The sequence below is a fragment of the Streptomyces phaeolivaceus genome (genome assembly GCF_009184865.1).
GTDB lineage: Bacteria > Actinomycetota > Actinomycetes > Streptomycetales > Streptomycetaceae > Streptomyces > Streptomyces phaeolivaceus.
In genome coordinates this window covers 9,990,016-10,010,512 of record NZ_CP045096.1, presented here as the reverse complement: position 1 = coordinate 10,010,512, position 20,497 = coordinate 9,990,016, and the positions used below count along the sequence as shown (strand labels likewise).

The 20,497-nt window shown below is 69.5% G+C and carries 17 protein-coding genes and 5 pseudogenes; 9 read left to right on the top strand and 13 right to left on the bottom strand.

Features of this window, described 5'->3' with window-relative positions:
- Positions 1–41 precede the first annotated feature (41 nt).
- Positions 42–377: a hypothetical protein gene (locus tag F9278_RS45515; protein WP_152173530.1), complete on the top strand. Its 336-nt coding sequence runs from the start codon at positions 42–44 to the stop codon at positions 375–377.
- Between the two features lie 487 nt (positions 378–864).
- On the top strand, positions 865–2,172 hold the full coding sequence (locus tag F9278_RS45510; RefSeq protein WP_319023139.1) for a hypothetical protein: 1,308 nt from the start codon (positions 865–867) through the stop codon (positions 2,170–2,172).
- A gap of 111 nt (positions 2,173–2,283) precedes the next feature.
- Here F9278_RS45510 and F9278_RS48980 read toward each other — a convergent pair.
- Together F9278_RS48980 and F9278_RS45500 are read right to left on the bottom strand one after the other, a co-directional pair.
- Positions 2,284–2,499, bottom strand: a pseudogene (locus F9278_RS48980) (BTAD domain-containing putative transcriptional regulator); the annotation flags it as partial.
- Positions 2,500–2,950: 451 nt separating this feature from the next.
- Positions 2,951–3,636: pseudogene (locus F9278_RS45500) on the bottom strand (alpha-L-rhamnosidase-related protein); the annotation flags it as partial.
- Positions 3,637–3,788: 152 nt separating this feature from the next.
- Here F9278_RS45500 and F9278_RS48005 point away from each other — a divergent pair.
- Positions 3,789–3,959, top strand: a complete 171-nt coding sequence (locus F9278_RS48005) for an ABC transporter ATP-binding protein (protein ID WP_226967233.1) — start codon at positions 3,789–3,791, stop codon at positions 3,957–3,959.
- Positions 3,960–4,319: 360 nt separating this feature from the next.
- Positions 4,320–5,078, top strand: a complete 759-nt coding sequence (locus tag F9278_RS45490) for a substrate-binding domain-containing protein (protein ID WP_152173528.1) — start codon at positions 4,320–4,322, stop codon at positions 5,076–5,078.
- Positions 5,079–5,150: 72 nt separating this feature from the next.
- On the opposite strand, the gene F9278_RS45485 is transcribed toward F9278_RS45490, so the two are convergent.
- From F9278_RS45485 to F9278_RS45475, 3 genes are all read right to left on the bottom strand, one after another.
- Positions 5,151–6,017 carry a GNAT family N-acetyltransferase gene (locus tag F9278_RS45485; RefSeq protein ID WP_152173527.1) on the bottom strand — a complete coding sequence of 289 codons (867 nt, stop codon included), beginning with the start codon at positions 6,015–6,017 and terminating at the stop codon, positions 5,151–5,153.
- Positions 6,018–6,263: 246 nt separating this feature from the next.
- Positions 6,264–8,639, bottom strand: a complete 2,376-nt coding sequence (locus tag F9278_RS45480; protein ID WP_152173526.1) for an ATP-binding protein — start codon at positions 8,637–8,639, stop codon at positions 6,264–6,266.
- 102 nt (positions 8,640–8,741) lie between these two features.
- Positions 8,742–8,960 carry a hypothetical protein gene (locus F9278_RS45475; RefSeq protein ID WP_152173525.1) on the bottom strand — a complete coding sequence of 73 codons (219 nt, stop codon included), beginning with the start codon at positions 8,958–8,960 and terminating at the stop codon, positions 8,742–8,744.
- 51 nt (positions 8,961–9,011) lie between these two features.
- Between F9278_RS45475 and F9278_RS48000 the strand changes: the two genes are divergently transcribed.
- Positions 9,012–9,551 (top strand): RICIN domain-containing protein, encoded by a 540-nt coding sequence (locus tag F9278_RS48000; protein WP_152173524.1) that lies wholly within the window; start codon positions 9,012–9,014, stop codon positions 9,549–9,551.
- Between the two features lie 52 nt (positions 9,552–9,603).
- Positions 9,604–10,008 (top strand): hypothetical protein, encoded by a 405-nt coding sequence (locus F9278_RS45465; protein WP_226967232.1) that lies wholly within the window; start codon positions 9,604–9,606, stop codon positions 10,006–10,008.
- A gap of 176 nt (positions 10,009–10,184) precedes the next feature.
- Here the strand turns inward: F9278_RS45465 and F9278_RS45460 are convergent, their stop codons facing one another.
- From F9278_RS45460 to F9278_RS45450, 3 genes and pseudogenes are all read right to left on the bottom strand, one after another.
- Positions 10,185–10,928 carry a DUF1775 domain-containing protein gene (locus tag F9278_RS45460; RefSeq protein WP_152173523.1) on the bottom strand — a complete coding sequence of 248 codons (744 nt, stop codon included), beginning with the start codon at positions 10,926–10,928 and terminating at the stop codon, positions 10,185–10,187.
- An 84-nt stretch (positions 10,929–11,012) separates the two neighbouring features.
- Positions 11,013–11,276, bottom strand: a pseudogene (locus tag F9278_RS45455) (sigma-70 family RNA polymerase sigma factor); the annotation flags it as partial.
- Between the two features lie 183 nt (positions 11,277–11,459).
- Positions 11,460–12,170: a hypothetical protein gene (locus F9278_RS45450; protein WP_319023138.1), complete on the bottom strand. Its 711-nt coding sequence runs from the start codon at positions 12,168–12,170 to the stop codon at positions 11,460–11,462.
- A 686-nt stretch (positions 12,171–12,856) separates the two neighbouring features.
- Here F9278_RS45450 and F9278_RS46660 point away from each other — a divergent pair.
- Positions 12,857–13,219, top strand: coding sequence for a hypothetical protein (locus F9278_RS46660; RefSeq protein WP_193241933.1), 363 nt, complete (start codon positions 12,857–12,859; stop codon positions 13,217–13,219).
- A gap of 585 nt (positions 13,220–13,804) precedes the next feature.
- Positions 13,805–14,024: pseudogene (locus F9278_RS48975) on the top strand (hypothetical protein).
- 172 nt (positions 14,025–14,196) lie between these two features.
- Here the strand turns inward: F9278_RS48975 and F9278_RS45435 are convergent.
- From F9278_RS45435 to F9278_RS45415, 5 genes and pseudogenes are all read right to left on the bottom strand, one after another.
- Positions 14,197–15,612 carry an amidase gene (locus F9278_RS45435; protein WP_152173521.1) on the bottom strand — a complete coding sequence of 472 codons (1,416 nt, stop codon included), beginning with the start codon at positions 15,610–15,612 and terminating at the stop codon, positions 14,197–14,199.
- Positions 15,613–15,844: 232 nt separating this feature from the next.
- Positions 15,845–16,171, bottom strand: a pseudogene (locus F9278_RS45430) (LysR substrate-binding domain-containing protein); the annotation flags it as partial.
- A gap of 58 nt (positions 16,172–16,229) precedes the next feature.
- Positions 16,230–17,216, bottom strand: a complete 987-nt coding sequence (locus F9278_RS45425) for an ABC transporter substrate-binding protein (protein WP_152173520.1) — start codon at positions 17,214–17,216, stop codon at positions 16,230–16,232.
- 249 nt (positions 17,217–17,465) lie between these two features.
- Positions 17,466–18,428, bottom strand: a complete 963-nt coding sequence (locus F9278_RS45420) for a TerC family protein (protein ID WP_152173519.1) — start codon at positions 18,426–18,428, stop codon at positions 17,466–17,468.
- Between the two features lie 473 nt (positions 18,429–18,901).
- Positions 18,902–19,255, bottom strand: a complete 354-nt coding sequence (locus F9278_RS45415) for a hypothetical protein (protein WP_152173518.1) — start codon at positions 19,253–19,255, stop codon at positions 18,902–18,904.
- Between the two features lie 251 nt (positions 19,256–19,506).
- Here F9278_RS45415 and F9278_RS45410 point away from each other — a divergent pair, with 251 nt between their 5' ends.
- Entirely contained in the window at positions 19,507–20,496 is a 990-nt protein-coding gene (locus tag F9278_RS45410; RefSeq protein ID WP_152173517.1) for a threonine ammonia-lyase, read from the top strand.
- Position 20,497 lies beyond the last annotated feature (1 nt).

Sequence of the window (20,497 nt, the reverse complement as noted above, 5' to 3'; positions counted from 1 at the left end):
GTCCCTCAGGCTGCCGGGCGATATCCGTCATAGTCCGGGTCATGGTCTTGGTCATGGTCATGGTCCCCATGGGTTCGGTGGTGCTCGCGGGCCAAGTGGCAGCGCCAGTACGCTCGGAAGTCGCCGTCGCCGATGAGGCTGAAGAGTGCGCGCAGCTTGAGGACAGCGCCGGCGCCGTGGCGCTGCCAGCCGGGCAACTGCGCGGTGGGGGCCCGCTGTTCGATGGCCTCATCCGCCTGACCGGCCTTGCGACCTCGGCGGCATCCACAACCGCATCCGTCATGCCTGCTCAGAAAGTCCCCCGTGAAGGAGCTCCACCCGGCCCGGCTTGGTCGGTGGATCGAGACGAGGCACCGGTCGAAGTGGGTGAGGGGTGATCAGATCCAGGCGAGCCCTGACCTTCTGCCCTGCGGGCAGCGCACGTTGGGGTGAATCATCCGCTCTTCAGCACCTGATCTCCGATCATCCCCGATCATGGAGACTGCCCGGATAACGGACCAAGCAACGCTGGAGGGTGCGCACATGGCGGTGGAGACCTGCACACGGCAGGAGGAACCTGTCGCGGGACGGGTATGGACGGTGCGCCTGGACCCCTACGGCCGCCTCTCCGCCGGCACAGTCCGGCTCTCCTGCACCCGCCCGGCCTGCCCTGATCAGCGCCTTCCCGGCGGCGCCGCTGGACGCAAAGCCGCGGTCGAACACATCAACCTGCACCTGGCCCACATCCGCGCGGGCGGCGGTCCCCGCGGCGAGGCGTGGTGCGCCTGCCGGGCCGCCGACTGCTCCTGGCACACACCCGACCCCGTCGGCGGACCTCGGGGTGGCAACCGGTCGGCTCCGGAAACGGCCCGGTGCGGCGGACCTGTGACCTTGACCGTGTACGCGGAGCGGGCCGGACGACTGTGGCGCATCGCTGAGATGTGCGCGCGGTGCGCGGCCGCCACCCCCGACTGCCGTGTCCTGGCCACCGCGGCGCCTCCGGCCCGCACCACCCCGGCCGGGACGGACCGGCAGACCCCGACGCCCGCCGCCACGGCGAGGGCCGGCGTAGCGGCGGTCTTCTCCGACCACCGCCCCTCCCCCACGACCGACGCCTCGCCGTCACCGGCCACCACACCTTCACCCGCACCCGCACGGGTCCCCCATACCCGTGCCGCCTCATCCCGCGCCTCATCCCGCGCGGCGTCCCGGCCGGCCAAGCGGTGGGGGAAGATCGCGCAGCGGATCGTGCCGCACGACCTCGAGCCCGACGTCCTACGCCTGGAGCTCATCGAACTCGGGGACGCCTTCCGCGCCTACCAACAGCGCCCCGAACCCGACCTCCCTCTCCTCGCCGAACTCCACGAGCGCAAGGCCCGCGCCTTCGGCCTGTGGGCCGACGTGAGCGGCGACGACTCCCTGCGCCACGAGGCACACCGGGCCGAGAAGGCCGCGCAGACCACCCTGGAGATGCACGCCAACCGTGGTGGCCAGGCCATCGGCGACACAGCGGACGGCAGCGTACCGGTTGTGGAACGGCTACTGACCCGGACACAGGCCGTGCACGCCCGCACCGTGCTGGACTACGTCCAGGCGCACGCCCCGCACCCGGAACCCGAAGTACACCTCGCGGTGCTCATGCTCACGCTGCGGGCGGCACGCGCCGGCGCCGGGAACGTCACCGGCCAGGACCTCACCGGCTGGCTCCAAGACGATGCCGAGCGGGTGCTTCAACTACTGCTCGACGCGGACTGGCTGCGCCTGCCCGGCAGCATCGGCGAAGTGATGGCTGCCCGCCCGGAGGGCCCCGTCGCGGTCACCGTCCCCGCTCTGCTGCCCGAGCAGCCCCGCCCGTTCACCTTCGGCAAAGTCACCCGCGCGAGGATCTCCGGCTGGGCACAACGAGCCGTGGGTGACCGGAAGATCCGCAAGAAGAAGGCCACCGCGTCCGCTCGGCTCCTGGCCCTGTACACCGCCGCCCACACCCGCCCCGACGGTCGTCTCGGGCACGCCCAGGACGGCGGGCTCCACTTGGACCAGGCCACCGCGTTCTGTGCCCTGACACCCGACCAAGTCGCCGAACACGTCGAACTGCTGGTCGCCGCCGACTGGCTCGCCGAAGCCGACATCGCCGGAGACCGGCTGCGTGGACAGCTCACCGAGCGCGTCCTCCCACTGGGAGGGCTGCTGTAGGGCGCCGGTTGCCCCGCCTGGGGCATCAGGCCAACCCAGTCCTCTGAGGCGCAGTCCGCATTCATTGCCTGCTGCCGTCCGACCTGCCGGACCGACCGACTCGCCCAACTGTGCCAGGACTTGAAGGTGCTGACCAAGGCTCAGCGCGGACTGGCACAGGTCCTCGAGGACGAACAGCCGCTCCTCCTCCAACCGGGCCGCGGCTGCCGCGTCGCACAGCCGACCGTGCGCGGCTCCCTCCAACGCGGAACCGCGCCACAGGCCCAGCGCACCGCACAGCAGCGTGGACGCGGTACGCGGATCGGATGCTGACCAGTCGCGAGACATGTGCCTGCAGCGCGTTTCCCGCCTTCTCCGGTGCGTTGTCGCCCCACAGCTCGGAGATCAGCTCGTTGGCCGGCACCGGTGCCCCGCGCGGACCAGCAGCGCGCCGAGCAGCGCCCGCCGCTTGGGACTGGTCAGCGGAACGCTCCGTCGTCCGATGTCGTCGTAGATCCCAGGGGCCCCAGTACACGGAACTGCATCAGAACCATGAGTACTCAGGTACTCCTAGTCTCCGCCGGGGGCCGCCGACCTCGGTCACACCGCTCGGCCGCCGGTGTGGTGCTCGGAGCGGCGGGTGGCCGGAAGGTGAGTGCCGCCTACTCACTCGCACGCTCAACGGCCCATGGTCGGCTGAAGGCCGGGCAGCGTGACGACTGGGAGTGAATGACGTGCGCCAACCGGCGGAGGCGGCCGGCAGCCGCAGGGGGGCCTCGCTGTTCGCGGGCACGACCGCCTCGTACTCTGCCGCCTCGGCCGCCCGGCCGATCGCGCGGGCCGTCTCCGCCATCAGCCGGGCCGAGTATCCGTAGTAGACGTCACTCATCAGCTGGGCGTTGGTCTTCTGCGGGGCGAGCCAGTCCCCGGTGAGGGAGTCCTGCCCGGCGTAGGTGTCGCCGGTCTGCTCCTGGATCCAGTCCAGGTAGCGCGTCATGGAAGGCCAGTTGCCCTCCACGACGGTCGTGTCGCCGGTCATCTGCCAGATCGTCCAGGGGAGGACGACTCGACTCCGCAGTCCGCCCAACCGCTGCCGCCGCCGGGGAAGTTGTAGCGTCCGCCGGGGGCGACTCCGGTGTACTGGGCCTTGTCCGCGCCATAGATGACCTGGGAGTCGACGACGGTGTCCTGGAAGTGGCTGAGGAAGACGGCGGCGTCCGCGTTGTAGAGGCCGGTGGTGGCGAAGACCTGGGTGTCGCCGGTCCAGCCGAGGCATTCGTCGCGCTGCGGGCAGTCGGTGGGCACCCAGAGGTAGTTGCCGCGCTGCCCCCAACGGATGTTGCTCGCCAGCTGGTTGACGTCGGAATCGTTCGTGGTGACGGTCCCGGTCTCGCGGACGGCGGAGGTCGCGACCCTGCCCGTCAGCCGGGTGACCGTGACGGTGTCCGACGCGGTGACGGACACATAGCGGAAGCCGTAGAAGGTCCGCAGGCTGGCGCTGTCCGTGCCGCTTCTGGTGATCGTCCCAGGCAGCCGCGCTGAGTCTCCTCACCGAACTCCAGGACACGCTCGGGTGCGCCTACCTGTTCATCACACACGACCTCGCCGTCGTCAAGGAGTTCGCGGCCCGCACCCTGGTGCTGCAGCACGGACGCATCGTCGAGGAGGGACGCAGTATCGACGTGTGCGACCGGCCGCGGCACACGTACACCCAACGCCTGGTGGCAGCCGCCCCCGTCCCGAACCCGGACCCGGACCCGCAACGCAGCCGCCGCAAGCGGCGGTCGGCCGTGGAGGCGGCCTCGTAGCGGAGCGCCTCCGACACGGTCAGGGCAGGAGGTCCGGCAGTGCCTTCGTCAGGTCTTCCGGGCCTCTTCCGGTGCGGCGCCGGTGCTGTGCCACGTCGGTGGAAACGGACGACCGCCGGTCGCGGGTACTGCGGCCGCCGGGACCAGCATGGTCGTGCCGCCGAGCTGCGGCGCGGTTGAGGGACATACAGGGGAGGGCTCCTGAACAAGGTCACCATCAGGGATGTCGCCGAGCTCGCCCGGGTGTCCCAGTCCTCGGTGTCGAAACTACTTCCCCAAGCCCCACAAGCTCTCCGATACCACTCGGGAGCGGATCGGGCAGGCGGTGGAAACACTGGGGTTCGTACCGAACGACGCGGCATGTACCTGCTGATGGCCAACGACACCGGCTCTCGCCGGCGGGAACAGGAGTACTTGCAGCTCTTCGAGCAGCAGCGCGTCGGCGGCATCGTCTCGCCCGTCGGCGATGTCGAGCCGGAGCTCGACCGGCTCCGTCAGCGCGGCATCGCCAGTGTGCTCAGCGCACGACGCGCGATTTCGCCCCAGCAGGCCTCGGTCTCGACCGACCATGTCGCCGGCAGCGGTCTCGCGGTCCGGCATCTGATCGAACTCGGCCGGAGGAGGATCGGTTTCGTCGCGTCCTCATTCGATCTGCAGCAGATCGCCGACCGGCAGCGCGGCGCCCTGTCCGTGATCGAGACCGTGCCGGACGCGAGCATGGAGATCATCTCCGTTCCGGAGCGTTCGGTGCGGGCAGGCATCGCCTGCGCCGAACGGCTCATGGCACGCAGCCCCGCCGACCGCCCCGACGCCCTCTTCTGCGCCAACGACCTACTGGCGATCGGCGTCATCCAGGCCTTCGCGACCGGCGGACAGGTGCGCGTACCGGCCGACATCGCCGTGGTGGGCCATGACGACATCGAGTTCGCCCAGTCGACCGCCGCGCCCTTGACCACGGTGCGCACACCGCACGCGCGTCTGGGCGCCGCCGCGGCCGATCTGCTGATCGACGAGATCGCCGTGCTGCGCGATCCCGGCACGGCAGGCGCGGGGCGCACGACGGCGCAGATCGAGTTCGCACCCGAGCTCGTGGTGCGCGCCTCCAGCATCGGCTCCTGAACCCGGGAAACCTTGACCGCAAGCCTGCGGAGCATTGGGGTAGATCGTTTTACCATTTCCCCCTCGTGCGCTTCAGGAGAACTTGTACCCGGCGAAGTCCGCGATGTGGACGTATCCGAGGCGTTGGTAGAGGGCGTTGCTGGTGGGGTTGTCGGGGTCGGTGAACAGGACGACGTGCTTCGCGCCGGTGGCCAGCGCGGTGCGGCTCGTCTCGGCGGTGACTGCTCCGGCGTAGCCGCGGCCCCGGAGGTGGGCCGGGGTGTAGACAGGGTCCACGCGGACCATGCCGCCGACGATCGAGGTGGCCGCGGCCATGGAGGCGGGGGTGCCGTCCGGGGTCTCCCAGAACGTGTAGTGCCTGTCGCCGAAGCGCGAGTCGTCCCAGGCGCCGGCGTCGATCAGGTCGAGGGAGGTCTGCTCCCCGACGTCGACGCAGAACTCACGGCAGAAGCGGATGACTTGTTCCCGGTCCGGCTCGCCCACGCCTCGCGCCCGGCCCTCCGGAGACGGGTTCTGCGGGGTGAGCGTGCCGAGACGGTACAGGTGCGTCCGCCAGAAAAGTACCGGTGTCGCGCTCGTGTGCCGCTGCCATGCCTCGGCGAAAGCGTCGGCGGTGTCGTGGTCAGCGATGACGTTGGAGGGCTTGTGGCCGAGATCGGCCAGGTGAGCGGCGAGGGCGTCGGTCTGCTGGGCGGAGAGGGGGGTGAGGCCCAGGCGGCCGGACGGAGTGAGATAGAAGATCGCGTGGACCTCGCCTTCTGACACCAGTCTGCCGAAGACAGGGGCTGTGGTGTCGTGTTCGGCTGCTCCGCGTATCCGCAGCTTCTCGATGTCCGTCAGCGGCGTGTTGTGCAGGGCGGGGCGCGAGCACAGGAAGTCCCAGGCTCGGGCGAGGAAGTCGTCGATGTCGTGGGTGAGGTGCCAGTTGTCCGGGCGCATGCTTCATGATCCCCGATGTCCTCGGCGCAGGGACCACTTGCTCGACGTCTTTCAGCCATGCACAACGCAGGCTCCTCCGTCGGTCGTGGCCTCAGGGTCGCGGCGCAGTGGATGAGCCGCGCCCGTACGGGCGGACGGGCGGACGGGCGGACGGGTCACAGTTCGGGTCCCCCCTTCCTGCCCCTTCCCGCCCCTTCCCGCCCCTTCCCGCCCCTTCCCGCCGCTTCGCGGGCCGGTCCGTCCCGGTTATCCAAGCGTTCTCGACTCGTGTCCGTTGTTGGACGTGGGCGTATCGCATCGTCGGATCCGGGCGCGGATGCGGCCAGCGTCGCCGTGGTCCAGTTGTTCGAGGATTTCCAGGGCTTGGTGCAGGGCTCGTCGGCCTTGGTCGTGGTGGCCCGCGTCGAGTAGGGCATCGCCGAGGTGGGCGAGGGTTTCGGCTACCTCGAAGCTGTCGTCGCGGTCCCGTCGTAGCCGCAGGGCCTCCTGGAAGCAGGTGATCGCCTCGTCGTGTTCGCCGAGGTGTCGGTGGGCGAAGCCGAGGCTGTCCCAGGTCGCGCCCTCGCCGTCGGGGTCGTCGCACTCCTGGAGGACGCGCAGAGCCTGTCGGCAGTACTCGACGGCCCGACGGTGGTCGCCGAGGTGGGAGAGTTGCCAGCCGATCTGGTTGAGGACCCGGCCCTGTCCGACGAGATGGCCGACGGCTCGCAGCAGCTCCAGGGCCTGTTGGGCGTGGCTCAGCGCCAGGGTGTGCTTGCCCAGTCGTCCCAGTACGTTGCTGAGGAAACGAAGGGCCTGAGCCTGCCCGACCCGGTCGCCCAGGTCGCGGCAGAGCCGGTGCGAGCGGCGCAGGGCGGCGACGGCCTCCACATCGCGGCCCTGCCGGGAGTGGACGCGAGCGAGGTTGCGCAGGGTACGTGCCTCGCCGGCGGTGTCGCCGACGCGCTGGGCCGCGTCCAGGGCGGCCAGATGGGTCTCGACCCACTCCTGCCAATGCCCGGTGAGATCGAAGAAGCTCACCATGGCGCAGGCCAGTTGCCAGGCGTGGGCCTCGAATCCCGTACGGGCGGCGGCCGTTCGCACCGCCTCGATCAGGTTGGGCAGTTCCGCCGCGAACCAGGCCAGGGCCGGTTCGTAGGCGTCGGGTCGCTCGGGGGTGACTCCGGGCGCGGGCTCGGCGGTAAGGATGGGCTCCCGGTGTCGGCTCAGCGCCGCGGTCGTCGCCACGGCGCTGTGGAGGTAGTGGTCGAGGAGGCGGCGCAGCGCGGCGCCTCGATCGGCCTCCGCGTCGAGCGTTCGGGTCAGTTCGCCGGCGTAGACGCGGAGCAGGTCGTGGAGGGTGTATCGGCCGGGGAGGTGCTGGCCCAGCAGATTGGCGAGCTCCAGTTCGCTCAGGGCCGAGCGGGTGGGACCGGGAGGGAGCCCGCAGAGACTCGCGACCGCCTCTGTGCCGATGTCGGGGCCGGGGTGCAGCCCGAGCAGCCGGAACATGCGGGCCGCCTCGCCGCCGACCATGTTGTACGACCAGGAGAACACCCCTCGCATGTCCGTTGACGGATCGCCCCCGGCGAAAGGGGTGAGACCGGCTCCGGCCTCGCCCAACTCCCGGGCGAACCCCGACAGGGGGAACCGCGGGTTCATCGCGGCCCGTGCCGCTACGATCGCCAGCGCCAGGGGCAGCCGGGCACACCGTGTGACGATCTCCGCCACCGCGTCCCGTTCCGCCGCGACCCGGGCCGCGCCGAGCCGCCGGATCAGCAGGTGTCGCGCCTCGTCCTCGGTCAGCAGGTCGAGCGGGAGCGGCTGGGCGCCGTCACACGCGACCAGTCCTGTCAGCTGGTTCCGGCTGGTGACCAGCGCCAGACAACCCGGGGAGCCCGGCAGCAATGGTCGTACCTGCTCGGCGTCGCGCGCGTTGTCCAGCAGTACGAGGATCCGCTTGCCGGCGAACAGGCTCCGGTACAGTCCGATCTGCGCCTCCGCCTCCACCGCGATCTGTTCGGCCGGCACCCCGAGCGCCTCCAGGAATCCACGGATCGCCTCCCCGGAAGTCATCACCGACTCCGTCGGATGGAACCCCCGCAGATTCACATACAACTGTCCATCCGGAAACCGATGAGCCGCCCTGGCCGCCCAGTACACGGCAAGAGCGGTCTTTCCCACACCGGCGGTGCCCGCGATGGCCGATATGACCACCGTTCCGGGCGCGCCGACACTCTGTTCACGGTCGAACTGCCGCTGCTGAGCGTCGAGTTCCGAGTCGCCGCCCAACAGCGTTTCCAGCGCGTGTAGTTGTGCGGTTCTGCCTACGAAATTGGCCAGAGGCGCGGGGAGTTGGGCTGGTGCGTTCCAGCCGGGCCTGGGCTCCGGGGCCGGAGACATCGGCGCGAGAGTCGGCGTCGTACCCGGCCGGTCCGTCGCTGCCTGCGCGAACTGCTGAAGGGGCTCGTCCGCCAGCGCCAGCGCTTCGGCCAGCTGCCGCATGGTGGCGGGTCTCGGCCGGTTGATGCGGCCGGTCTCCAGGTGGCTGATGGTGCGCACACTCACCCCCGCTCGCTCGGCCAGTTCCTCCTGTGTGAGCCCCAGCCGCCGCCTGTGGTCACGCAGTAATTCCCCGAGCATCGGCGCCCCCCTGGTACTGCCCTCGCGTACTGCCGCTTGGTCACCTCAACTGTCCCGCTTCCTCCACGACTTCTGAGAGGCGGCGCCAAGCCAGTTGCGGGGTCAGTTGCGGGTCAGTTGCGTGCTGCATGCGTGGTCCTTTCGTGGTGAGAGGGCGGGACGACTGCCACAGTTCGAGGACTGCCCCAGTGCGGGAATCGCGTGGATGCAAGCGGCTGCCGTCGGCACTGCGGCACTGCGGCACTGGCCGGAACGGCTGACTCGGCGGCGCAGGTCCATGTCCACGTTGACGTTGACGTTGACGTTGACGTTGATGTTCACGTCCGCAATTCCCTACGGAGGGGTCGAGTTGAAGGGAGAGGTCAAGTCGATATGAAAGGTCTTACGGCGCGATTCGCGATCGCGTGTGCAGCGGCACCGCTGGTGGCATTGGCGGCCGGAGTTCCGGCGAGCGCTGGCAGTGGCGCCCCGGTCGACGCAGCGGCGGCGAGCGGCCGAGTGATCAACGGCGACGGTGACACCTCGGGCACATGCCTTGAGATTACGGACACCGGCAGGGGCTCCGCCGTGGTCATGGCCCGCTGCCACGTGAACGCCCACCAGGGCTGGGACCTCGTACCGGTCGGCTCCGGCTACTTCACGATGCGGAGCCACGACGCCGACGCGGCGGGCAAGTGCCTGACCGGCTTCGGTGAAGGCGTCCAGGTGGAGATGCGGAGCTGCAACGGCCAACGGACGCAGCAGTGGTTCATCCTCTACCACGCGAACGGGTGGTTCCAGCTCCAGAACCGGGCCCAGAGCAGCCAATGCCTCGACGTGCGGAGCAACGGCCTGAGCAATGTCGTCCAGACCTGGCTGTGCGGCCCGGCCAACAAGGGCAACCAGCTCTGGCACTGGCACACCGTCTCCTGATCGACCGAATCCCGTGGACACCGTCCCGGGACCCGAACCAGTGGAGGACGCAATGACAGCGATAGGCAGGAAGACAGAGCAAACGGGGTCGAAGCCCCTGCGGCCGGCCCGGAAGCTCACGACTCTGCTCGGGGCCACCGCACTCCTGGTGGGGTTCGGTGCCACCGTCGGGGCGCCGACGGCCAGCGCCGCCGCTCCATGCGACTACGTCGCCTACACCAACAACTCCTCCGCCGTGGAGAAGTTCAAGGGCACCTACAACCTCAAGACCCGCCCGGCCGCGGAGTGCGACAACGTGATCTCCGTGCCTGCGGGCACGACGTTCTACTCCTGGTGCTACCACTGGAACTACTACAAGAACTTGTGGGTCTACGGGCGGATAGCCGGCACCGACATCCGCGGCTGGACGTCAGTGGCCAACCTTGAGTACCAGGGCGGAGACGTCAATTTCTGCTGACGCACGAGACCCGGCTACCGCCTTCGCCGGTGCGGCTCCAGGGACAACCCTCGAACGGCACCGGCAAAGGAGGACTGCTGTCAGACACTCCGGCTCGATCTCACCGGCAGGAGTCTGCCCGCCCGGATCAGCGTCCGCCCCCAACCGCTCTTCCGCCGCTCAAGTCCCCCTAGGTTTCAGGCTGTTCCGCCTCGGCGGCTCCTGAACCACCAGGCTCCGCCGCCAAGCAGGAGGACTCCGGCGCCGATGCCCAGGGGGACGGCGAGGGACATGCCGTCGTCGCCGTCGTCCGCGTTGGTGCTGTCCGCCGCCGGTTCGGCCGAAGGCGTCTCGGTGTCCGGCTTCGTCGAGGGAGCGGCGGTCGTGGGCTCTTCCGAAGGGCTGGGTGTGGGGGTGACGAGCTTCGCGCCGGGTGCCGCGGCCTTCAGGTCCAAGCGGGGCGCGGGGTGACCGTGCCCGTGGCCGTCGCCCTCCGCCTCCTCCTCCAGTTCGATCCAGCGGTCCACCTTGCCGTCGCTGTACGACTGGAGGGTCTTGAACACGAGCGACTTCGCGTCGGGCAACTGCCGTACCGTGACGACGTACTCGACGTCCTCCCCGACCGCGAGCTTCGTGCCCGACACCGTGTAACCCCGGTCGGTGGGGGCGAACTTCCAGCCGTCCGGGCCCTCCCCGTACGTGATGTCGGCGGGGACGAGGCCCTCGGGCAGGATCACCTCGACCTTGGTGATGCCGGCGGAGCCCGACTCCGACTCGGCGGAGAAGGTCAGTTCGACGTTCTGATCGAGGGCGCGGGCGCCCTCCGCCTCGACCTCCGCGTGGGCCGCGGCCGGACCGGCGGTGGCGACGACGACCGCGAGCGTGACAGCCGTGAGCGCGGCGGCGCGGCGCAGGGTTCGTGCCGAAGTAGGGCGATGCACAGGTACTCCTCTGATGAGCGATGGAGGGGAGGGTGTTCGGTGTGTTGGGCGCGCTGCGGCGGATCAGGCCGCTACGGCGAACGGTGTGTGGCTTTCGAAGCGGTACAAGCTGCCCAGTGCCCGCGGGAACGTGTCCTGCCTCAGGTCGTCGGCGCGCCGGCGGTCGCCGCCGAGGGCCGTCACATGGCGGTGGACGTCTCGGTGCAGGGCGCGGACGAACCGTTCGACGGCCTCCGGTCCACCGCTGCGGGCGGCGAGCGCCCAGGCCGTGATCGACGCGTCCCTCGACACGCCGGTCAGCTCTTCGTTCGCTTCCTCGCGCGAGGAGTTCAAGGCAGAAGTGATCACGTGATGTGTGTCCTTCTCGGGGATCCGGATACCGGCGGCCGAGCCGACGCACACGGAACAGTGGGCGGCACGGCACGAACCGGTGAAGGGACGGACGGCCGGGTACGGGAGTGCGCGGCCGAGGCCCGAGGGAGTGGAGCCGACAGATCGTCGTCTCCGGCTGCCCCGGGGAACCGACTGTCGTCAGGCGACAGCGGTCCCGACGGGCGGTCCCCGAGAAGTGATCGCGTAGGCGAGGAGGAAACGGTGCGGCGCCCGGTCGGAACGGTCCCGGCGGACACGGAGTTGGGGATGGCTCGGCGGCGCGAACACCCGCAGGATCAGGTGCAGCGGAGCGGTCAGCCACCCCGCCAGCGCCCGCAGGATACGGAAGGCGGCGCGCTCGCCGCACGCGAGCCACAGACCGCACGCCAACGCGGCCAGCAGGTGGACGGCCAGCATGCCGACCGAGGACATCTCAGGTATCCCAGGCGAGCCGGAAATACCGTCGCGCAGCGCGTGCGCGACCCCCACGTGGTCCGCATGCCCCATGTGGTTCATGTGGCCCATGTGGCCCAGGGAGTCCATGGAGGTCGCCATGGGGTCAGGCGCCGTGCCCGGTCCCGTGTGCGCAGCGCCCGGCAGGTGGTCTGTCCACCGCTGGACGAGCGTCCCACCGCCGACCGAATCCGGCTGAGCGATCGCCTGGGCTAGCGAGAACGACGTATGGAGTACGGCCTGTGCGGCGACCGTGGCGGAGCCGACCAGCAAGGGTCCGCGCTCCCGGCCGCCCAACCTCCAGGCCGCGCCGCCGGTCACCAACGCGCCGGCGACCAGGGCCCACCAGGGCACCGCGGTGCCCGACATCATGACGTGCCCCAGGGAGGTGAGCAGCACGCAGACAGCCGCGAACACGGCGGCCCTGAGCGTACGAGAACACCTCCCGGCAGTCATCGCGCCACATCCTCGCAGTCCGTGTCCCACGCGTCACGGGAGAGTACGGAATTGCCCCTGGCCTCCGACTCATTCCGGCCGTTGTGATGCACGACACACAACGGCGGCGGGCCCTGCGCGCCGATCAGTTGGAGCCCGTCGCCGTAGTGACCGAGCGTCGAGCGGCTGAAGGACGGACGCCTTACGGCGCCCTGGACGATGTCCGGTCACTCGGCATCGGGTGGCATGCACGGAACGGATACGTCCAGTGCGTCCCGTGTCGCCACCATGGGCCTGGCTGGGACAGGGCCGAACGTGACCGCCGAGCTGCTCGCGGTTGTCCCCGGGGCACTCGGCCTGACCTGGCTCACCCGAGCCCGGGACCGGGCCAGAGCAGGGGAAGCGGACGAGGGAGGGGAACTGCCGCGCGACGCCACCGCGTCGATGGAGGTGACCCCGAGTGGGATCCTGTCCCCTGCCCGCCACGCCGCGATGGCGCTGGGGATGTCGGTCGTGATCGTCCTGCTCGTTTCACGCGGCACCGCGCAACGGCCGTCTCCCTCAAGCCCGTTGTTTTCGCCGACTCCGCATGGGGAGGGACGTGTGGGGGCCGTCCATGGACGGAACTCGGCGGGCGGAGCGCGGAGTTTCCAGAGGGGTGAAGGCCGATGTCCGACATGGTCACGACGTCCAGGGCTGTCGTGGACGGGGCATGGCCCTGGGAACAACCGGTCGCCGGGGCGCATCGGCTGCGAGCGGCGCGGGAGTGTCTGAGCCGTCTACGCCGTCTACGCCGTCTGAGCGAGGTGTGGTCGTTGTTCGTCGCGACGACGGTGTTGCTCGCGGGCGGGTACGCATTGCTGGGTTCCGTCGCCGGAGGCGCGCCCGGCGCGGTGATCGGAGCCGTCGCGGGAGTCTCGGTCAGCGCACTGCTGTACCTGGCCGTCGACCGAGCGATATCGGGGACGAGGAGGCACCGCCGCACCGCCCGACGACAACGGCACAACCCGTCCCGCATGAAACGGCGTTGACGGGAACGGACTCCCCCCGTCGGCCCCCGAGTCCGGATCCATGACTCGGGGCTCGGGGCTCGGGGCTCGGGGCCGGGACTCGGGGCCGGGACTCGGGGCCGACGATTCCGCCACCTCGTACCGCTGCCTCCACGATCGCCGCACGCAGCAGCGCGTCGTGCAGGTCGGTGCCGGTGACGGTGACCGAGCCCGCCGCGACATTGACGTCCACCTCGCTCACGCCGGTGACGATGTAGTTCTTCTGTGCCATCGCGCAGCCCCTGGGTGTCGGTGAGGCGTCGGTACACCTCCAGGTACGTATCGCCGTCTTGTGTATCGGGGCGGCGGTACGGCGGCGGGTGGCGCCGACGGCGAGCGCGTCCAGGCCCGTGCCGGCTGGCTGAATTTCGCGGATCCTGTGCCCGTCGGGCGGTGACGGGCCATTGCCCTCGGCCACTCCAGTGGTCGTTCGGCGGGCCCGTTCAGTTCCCGCCGATTGGCGTGGTTCTTCACATGTGTTGGGGTCGTTTGGGGGGGGAACGAGGCGCCGGTCATCGTAGACCTGCCGGACCGTCCGGCGCGACGGAAACTGACGAGGTGGCACAGATGGCGGCCGACGTGAACCCGGAACCGATCGCGACCTTCTGCGGGAACTGCGACTGCGGTTGTCCCAGCTCTTCGTGGACCCGCACGCCCCGAGGCCAACCGTGTGCGCATCACCGACGACTTCGGACAGCAGGTGCAGATGAGCGAGGACCAGTTCGCCGACCTCGTCGCCCAGGCCAAGGCAGGGTCGCTGGACCGACTGACGGTGGCGTCGGTCTGAGGTCGGTGGCGGTCTGAGGTCGGTGGCGGTCTGAGGTCGGTGGCGGTCTGAGGTCGGTGGCGGTCTGAGGTCGGTGGCGAGTACGACGCCTGTGCCTGTGGAATACGGCTCCCCGACCGGCGGCGTCCTCGTCTTCCCGGACGCCGCCGGTACAGCGTCGCTTCCGCCGATGTCACTGGTCCTGGATGCGGCGGAAGGGGCGGTCGGCTTCCAGTTCGAACGCGGTCTCCAGCAGCTTGCGTTCGTCGCCGGGGCGGGCGGAGAACATGACGCCGATGGGCAGCCCCTGCGTCGTCGCGCTCGCGCTGGGCAGCGAGAGGGACGGCGTGCCGACGATGTTGTCGAGCGGCGTGAACGCCACATACGCGAGGAGCCGTTCGATCAGCTGCGTGTAGGGAACGGTCGGGCTGAGGTGGCCGATCGGTGGCGTGGTGTGCGCGAGCACGGGTGACAGGACGAGGTCGAGCCGGCGGAAGGCCGCCGCGTGTGCCTCCTTCGCGCGCTTCAACCGCCGCAGCACTCCGGGAGTACGCCGCCACTTGCGCAGATAGTCCTCGCGCAGCCCCCGGCTGAGGCCGTCCATGCGGCGCCGGTCGAAGTCCGCGCCGAGGGTCCGGCCCGAGACACCAAGGAGGAAGGACAGCAGCCCCCAGTACGTGAGGAAGTCGTCGGTGAAGTTCGGGTCCATGTCCAACTCCACCGGCTCCACGGTGTGTCCGAGCCGTTCGAGCGTGGCCACGGTCTCCGTGACCGCCGCCCGGGTCGCCGCGTCGGAGTGGACTCCGTTCGGCGAGTCCAGCAGGAACCCGATGCGCAACCGGCGCTCCGAGGGACCCTCGACCAGACCGACAGGTGGCAGTGCGGGGCTCCGCCGGTGGGTCTCGGCGGCGGCGAGGAACGCGGCGGTGTCCCGTACGGAACGGCTCACGATTCCGTCGGAGACGATGTCGATCGGCAGCCGGCGGCCCAGATCGCTTCCCACGACACGGCCACGACTGGGCTTGAGGCCGACGAGTCCGCAGCAGGCCGCGGGGATCCGGATCGAGCCGCCGCCGTCGTTGGCGTGCGCGATCGGCACGGCGCCGGCGGCGACGAGCGCGGCGCTGCCGCCCGACGAACCGCCCGCCGAGTAGCCCGTGTTCCACGGGTTGCGCACCGGCTCCGCGCCGTCGTACTCGGTGCTCGCGTTGAACCCGAACTCGGGTAGCCGGGTCTTGCCGAGCACCGTGACGCCGCTGCTCAGGAGCTGCTGGGTGAATGGTGCGTGTCGGCGTGCCGCCCTGGGGCGGAAGGCCGCGCTGCCGTGGCCCGTGGGCAGCCCCTGGTAGTCGGTGTTGTCCTTGACGAAGGCCGGCACCCCGGCGAACGCGCCGTCCGTCGCGGCGGCGGGCGCCGGGTTGTCGACGTGCGCCTGGACCGCGCCCAGCCGTGCGTCGATCGCCCGCACCCGCTCCTGGGCGGCCCGCGCGGCCTCTGCCGGGGAGACCTCGCCCCGGCGGATCGCCGCGGCGAGACCGACGGCGTCGTGCTCTCCCAGGGCGTCGTCGCGGAATGCGTGCACGATGGTCCGTTCGTCGAAAGTCGTCACCGCTGCCTCAGCCCCTGCCGTGTGGATGGTCGCCGCCATCATTCCTTACCGATAGGTAACATGCGAGGAATTCACCAGCCCCTTCGATGTCGTCGGGCGGACGGGGCGGACAGGTGATGCGTGATGTCCTCATGTCCTTGCATGTCGACGAGCGCGGGCAGGACACCGCGACATACGTGGACCGATGGCAGGACACCGCGACATACGCCGACTGCGGGTCACGGCGGTCGTGTCAGGCGCGCCCGTGCCCTCCCCTGCGGACCGTGCCGAGTTGTGTGCGGTCCAGGTCCGCGCCGGTGAACCTCTGGGCCACGGAGCGCAGGACGTCGGCCATGGCCTGGGCGGGTGGTGTGGCCTCGCGGGACGTGGCGCGGGCGAGCAGGATGCGGCGGGTGGGGGCCGGTACGTCGGATCCGAACGGCAGCAGGCGTACGTCGCTGCGGCGGCTGGTGAGGGCGAGCCGGGGTGCGAGGGCGATGCCGAGTCCGGCCGCGACCATGGCCTGGGCCTCCTGGTAGTCGTGGGAGACGTAGGCGATGCGCGGTTCGAACCCGGCCCGGTGCCGGGCGCCGGGTGCCGGGCGCAGGGCGCCGTCCGGGCGTTGATGTGCGTGAGCGTTATGAGAAGAGCGCCCCGAGGTCCGGCTTCTTGTCGCCGAAGACGCCGTCCTGCTCACCGAGTTCGGCCAGCTTCTCCAGGGAGGCGGTGTTCACCTCGGTCGGCCAGCTGGGGAGGATCAGCTCGTCCAGCACCTCTCCGCTGATCTTGGTGTAGCCGGTCAGGATCTGGCGCGCCTCGTCGGGGTGGGCGGAGGCGTATTCCAGCGACTCGTTCATCGCCTCGGTGAACTTCTTCACCAGGGCCGGATCCTGCTGCGCGGTCTTCGTGGAGGTGAAGTACGTCGCGAGGGTGAGATTCGGATCGGTCTCGGCGAACGGCGAGGCTATGACACGGGCTCCCTGACCCTTGGCGACGGTCTGCGCGGGCTCCCCCATCCACGCGGCGTCGACTCGGCCGTCGTCCAGCGCGGCCGGCATCTGGTCGAAGGGGATCTCGACGAACTCGACCTTCGTGGGGTCGCCGCCGTCCTTGCGCACGGACTCGCGGACCGTCGTGTCACCGATGTTCTGCAGGGTGTTGACGGCGACGGTGCGTCCGGCGAGGTTCTTGGCGGACTTGATCGGGCTGTCCTTCTTGACGAGGACGGCCGTGACGTCCGCACCCACCTTGCCGTTGGAGGCGGCGCCGTTCGCCACCGACTTGATGGGAACGCCCTTGGTCTGGGCGAGCATCAGGGACGTGGTGTTGCTGAACCCGAACTGGAACTGTCCGCTCACCACTCCGGGGATGATCGCGGCCCCGCCCTGTGCCGGGACCATCTTGAGCTCGATGCCCCGACTGGAGAAGAAGCCCTGCTTCTGCCCCAGATACAGCGGCGCGACGTCGACGATCGGGATGACACCGACCGTGACCTGAGTGGTCTTCCCGTCGCCCGCCGAGGAGTCGGCGGCGCCGTCGGAGTCCGACGAACCGCAACCGGCGACTCCGGCGACACTGCCGACCGTCATCGCGACCAGGGCAAGCGTGACCACGCACCTTTGCATGGTTCCTCCTTGAGAAGAACGGAACGGACGACTGCCGGGCGGGACGAGGAGAGCGGGCGGAGATACCGACGGCGGACGAGCATGCAGCCATGTTGTGCACTTCACTGACGCCCGCAATCTACATACCTAACACCCTCTTGTCAGTCCCCTCACCGAAGGAATTCGCCGCATGTTTCGTCCCGTCACCACCGTTGCCAGAGTGCGGAGTTGGGCCTTGCCCCAGCGCCCGCCCTGAACCACTGTCGGACGTCATACCGGCCCATCCGTCTCCTGCTGCTTCTTCGACGCCCACAGGCTCGTCACGGTCGTGACCGCGAGGACCAGGACGATGAACCCGAGGGAGAACGGGATGGAGATCTCCGGGACATGCGCACCGGACTCGTGCAGGGCGTGGAGGACGAGCTTCACGCCGATGAAGCCGAGGATGATCGACAGGCCGTAGGAGAGGTGGACGAGCTTCTTCAGCAGGCCGCCGATGAGGAAGTACAGCTGGCGCAGGCCCATCAGGGCGAAGGCGTTGGCGGTGAAGACGATGTACGGGTCCTCGGTCAGACCGTAGATCGCGGGAATGGAGTCCAGGGCGAACAGGACGTCCGTGGAGCCGATCGCGAGCATCACGACCAGCATCGGCGTCATCACCCGCCTGCCGTTCTCCTCGATCCACAGCTTGGTGCCGTGATACCGGTCGGCCACCCCGAAACGCTTCTCCACCGCCTTGAGAAGCCTGTTCTCCTCGTACTCCTCCTCATGGCTCCCCTTGCGGGCGTCCTCCACCAGCTTCCACGCCGTGTAGATCAGGAACGCGCCGAAGAGGTAGAACACCCAGGAGAACGTGGAGATGATCGCCGCACCGGCCGCGATGAAGACCGCCCGCAGCACCAGGGCCATCAGCACCCCGACCATCAGCACCCGCTGCTGATACTGCGAGGGCACCGCGAACTTCGCCATGATCAGCACGAACACGAACAGGTTGTCGACGCTCAGCGACTTCTCGGTGATGAAGCCCGCGAAGAACTCCCCCGCCGGCCTGCCCCCGCCGACCGCGAGTATCACCAGACCGAACGCGATGGCCAGAGCGATCCAGACGGCCGACCAGATCCCGGCCTCCTTGATCGACACGTCATGGGGTTTGCGGCCGAAGAAGAAGTCGACGCCCACCAACACGCACAGAGCGACGACGGTGAGCAGCCAGCCGGTCAGGGAGACGTTCAAGATTCCTCCGGGGCGGTCAGGGCCGGACACTTCCGCCGCCTGCGTGCGCGGAAGTCACTCAAACCTCACCCGCCGCTGTACAGCGCCCGTCCAAGGTGCGTACAGCCCGAGGACAACAAGCACCCAAGTCACGCTTGGTGACAGCCCGACCACCCCACGGCCAGGTGGACCGGTGCGGGAGTCCGGCCGCGGTGATGGCCGGTGAGTTGAAGGCGAGCGGTGAACCGAACGCGCCCCATAGCACCTACCGCCGTGCGCACCCGCTCAGGGTTGTGTGACGGCTCTCGCGCAGCAGACCGGATCACTCGGAAGGGGGCGGCCCAGGGATGAGGTCATCCGTTACCTGAACGTCGTCCTCGCGCGGACGTTTGCCGTTCAGGTCCGGCTCGCCGACGATCTTGAAATCGGGCGAACTCTCTCCTTCGCAAGGCGTTTCCCCGTTCCTGTCGTCAGACTCCCGAACGAACAGACAGTCACGGTCCGAGGTCGTCGCGGATGCCGAGCACGTCGTCCGCGGAGTCGGGGCAGTCCACGGAGGTGTTCGCGGTGGTCTTCTCCTTGACGCGCTTCTGGACCTTGCCGATCGCGTCGGGGTCGCCGCAGGCCATCTCCAGGGCACGACCCGGCTCGTCATCTGTCGAAGACCCGTAACAGTCCCCCCTGGCCATCAGCACTTGGTCGTTGTCGCTGTACGGCGACTCGGACGGACTGCTCGACGGGGTCTCGCTCCCGGGCCGGGTCGCGGCCGAGGCCGACACGGCGGGCGGCGCCGACGACGCACGCGTTCCGTCGTCGCCGTCCGAGCAGCCGCCGGCCGACAACAGCACACCCGATAAGACGGCCGCTCGTATCCCGCGCCCGTACCGCATATCAAGGCCCGCTGCGTCGGCGTTGCGGCCAGCATGGAACGTCCCTATGGGTCACGCAAGCCCCCGCTCACCTTGCGCCCCGGGGAGGCACCCTCAGGCGAAGACACGCAACTTCGCTGTTGTGACACAGAGGATGCGCTGATGGTCTGTCCAGCGGGCTTTGACATTTACACGTGAAGCGTCAGCCGGCGGGACTACCCTGCTGTGTCGTGCAGGAGACACGTCTCGACACTGCTCGGATCCGAGCGGCTCGCCGGGTGATCGACCCGATGTTTCTCGACACTCCGCTGTACCGCTGCGAGGCACTGGAGCCCCGCCTCGGATGCGCGGTGAGCATCAAGCTCGAAACGGCGAACCCGGTCCGCAGCTTCAAGGCCCGCGGCACCGAGGTCGTCGCGAGTCGGCTCTCCGACGACGGCTCGCAAGCCGTGGTGTGCGCGAGCGCGGGCAACCTCGGCCAGGCCCTCGCCTGGTCCGGTCGCGGCAGGGGACTCGACGTCACCGTCGTGGCATCGCGCTTCGCGACTCGGGCCAAGCTCGACCGGATCCGCGCACTGGACGCGAGGCTGGAACTGGTCGATGGCGACCACGAGTTGGCGCGCGAGCGGGCCGCGGCCATCGCGCGCCACGAGAACATCCGATTGGTCGAGGACAGCCTGGACATCGAGACCTGCGAAGGCGCGGCGACCATCGGCCTGGAACTGTTGGAACTGGTGGACTCCGAGCCGTCGTTCGACGCCGTCCTCATCGCTCTCGGCGGCGGGGCGCTGGCCACCGGTGTGGGGCATGTGGTGAAGGCCCTGGCGCCCGAGGTCGAGGTGATCTGCGTCCAGCCGCTGGGCGCACCGGCGCTGACACACTCCTGGCGCCAACGGCGCGTCGTCACCACCGACTCGGTCGACACCATCGCTGACGGCGTCGCCGGCCGGTTTCCCATCCCGGCCGTCCTGGACGATCTCCTGCTGGTGGCTGACGACGCCGTCCTGGTCCAGGAGGCGTCGATCATCGCCGGTATGCGGATGCTCTTCGACCACGCGGGCCTCGTCGTGGAGCCGTCGGCCGCGCTCGGCGTCGCGGCGGTCCTCGAAGACCGTGACCGCTTCGCCGGCCGGCACGTAGCCATCATCGTGTGCGGCAGCAACGTCGACGTGGACGCCTTCCACCACTGGGTCGGTGCTGCCGTCCACAGCCCTTGGTGAC

Coding starts and splice junctions, on each gene's coding strand:
- F9278_RS45515 (WP_152173530.1), top strand. CDS start 42: ATGGTCTTGGTCATGGTCATGGTCCCCATGGGTTCGGTGGTGCTCGCG.
- F9278_RS45490 (WP_152173528.1), top strand. CDS start 4,320: ATGTACCTGCTGATGGCCAACGACACCGGCTCTCGCCGGCGGGAACAG.
- F9278_RS45485 (WP_152173527.1), bottom strand. CDS start 6,017: ATGCGCCCGGACAACTGGCACCTCACCCACGACATCGACGACTTCCTC.
- F9278_RS45480 (WP_152173526.1), bottom strand. CDS start 8,639: ATGCTCGGGGAATTACTGCGTGACCACAGGCGGCGGCTGGGGCTCACA.
- F9278_RS48000 (WP_152173524.1), top strand. CDS start 9,012: ATGAAAGGTCTTACGGCGCGATTCGCGATCGCGTGTGCAGCGGCACCG.
- F9278_RS45465 (WP_226967232.1), top strand. CDS start 9,604: ATGACAGCGATAGGCAGGAAGACAGAGCAAACGGGGTCGAAGCCCCTG.
- F9278_RS46660 (WP_193241933.1), top strand. CDS start 12,857: ATGTCCGACATGGTCACGACGTCCAGGGCTGTCGTGGACGGGGCATGG.
- F9278_RS45425 (WP_152173520.1), bottom strand. CDS start 17,216: ATGCAAAGGTGCGTGGTCACGCTTGCCCTGGTCGCGATGACGGTCGGC.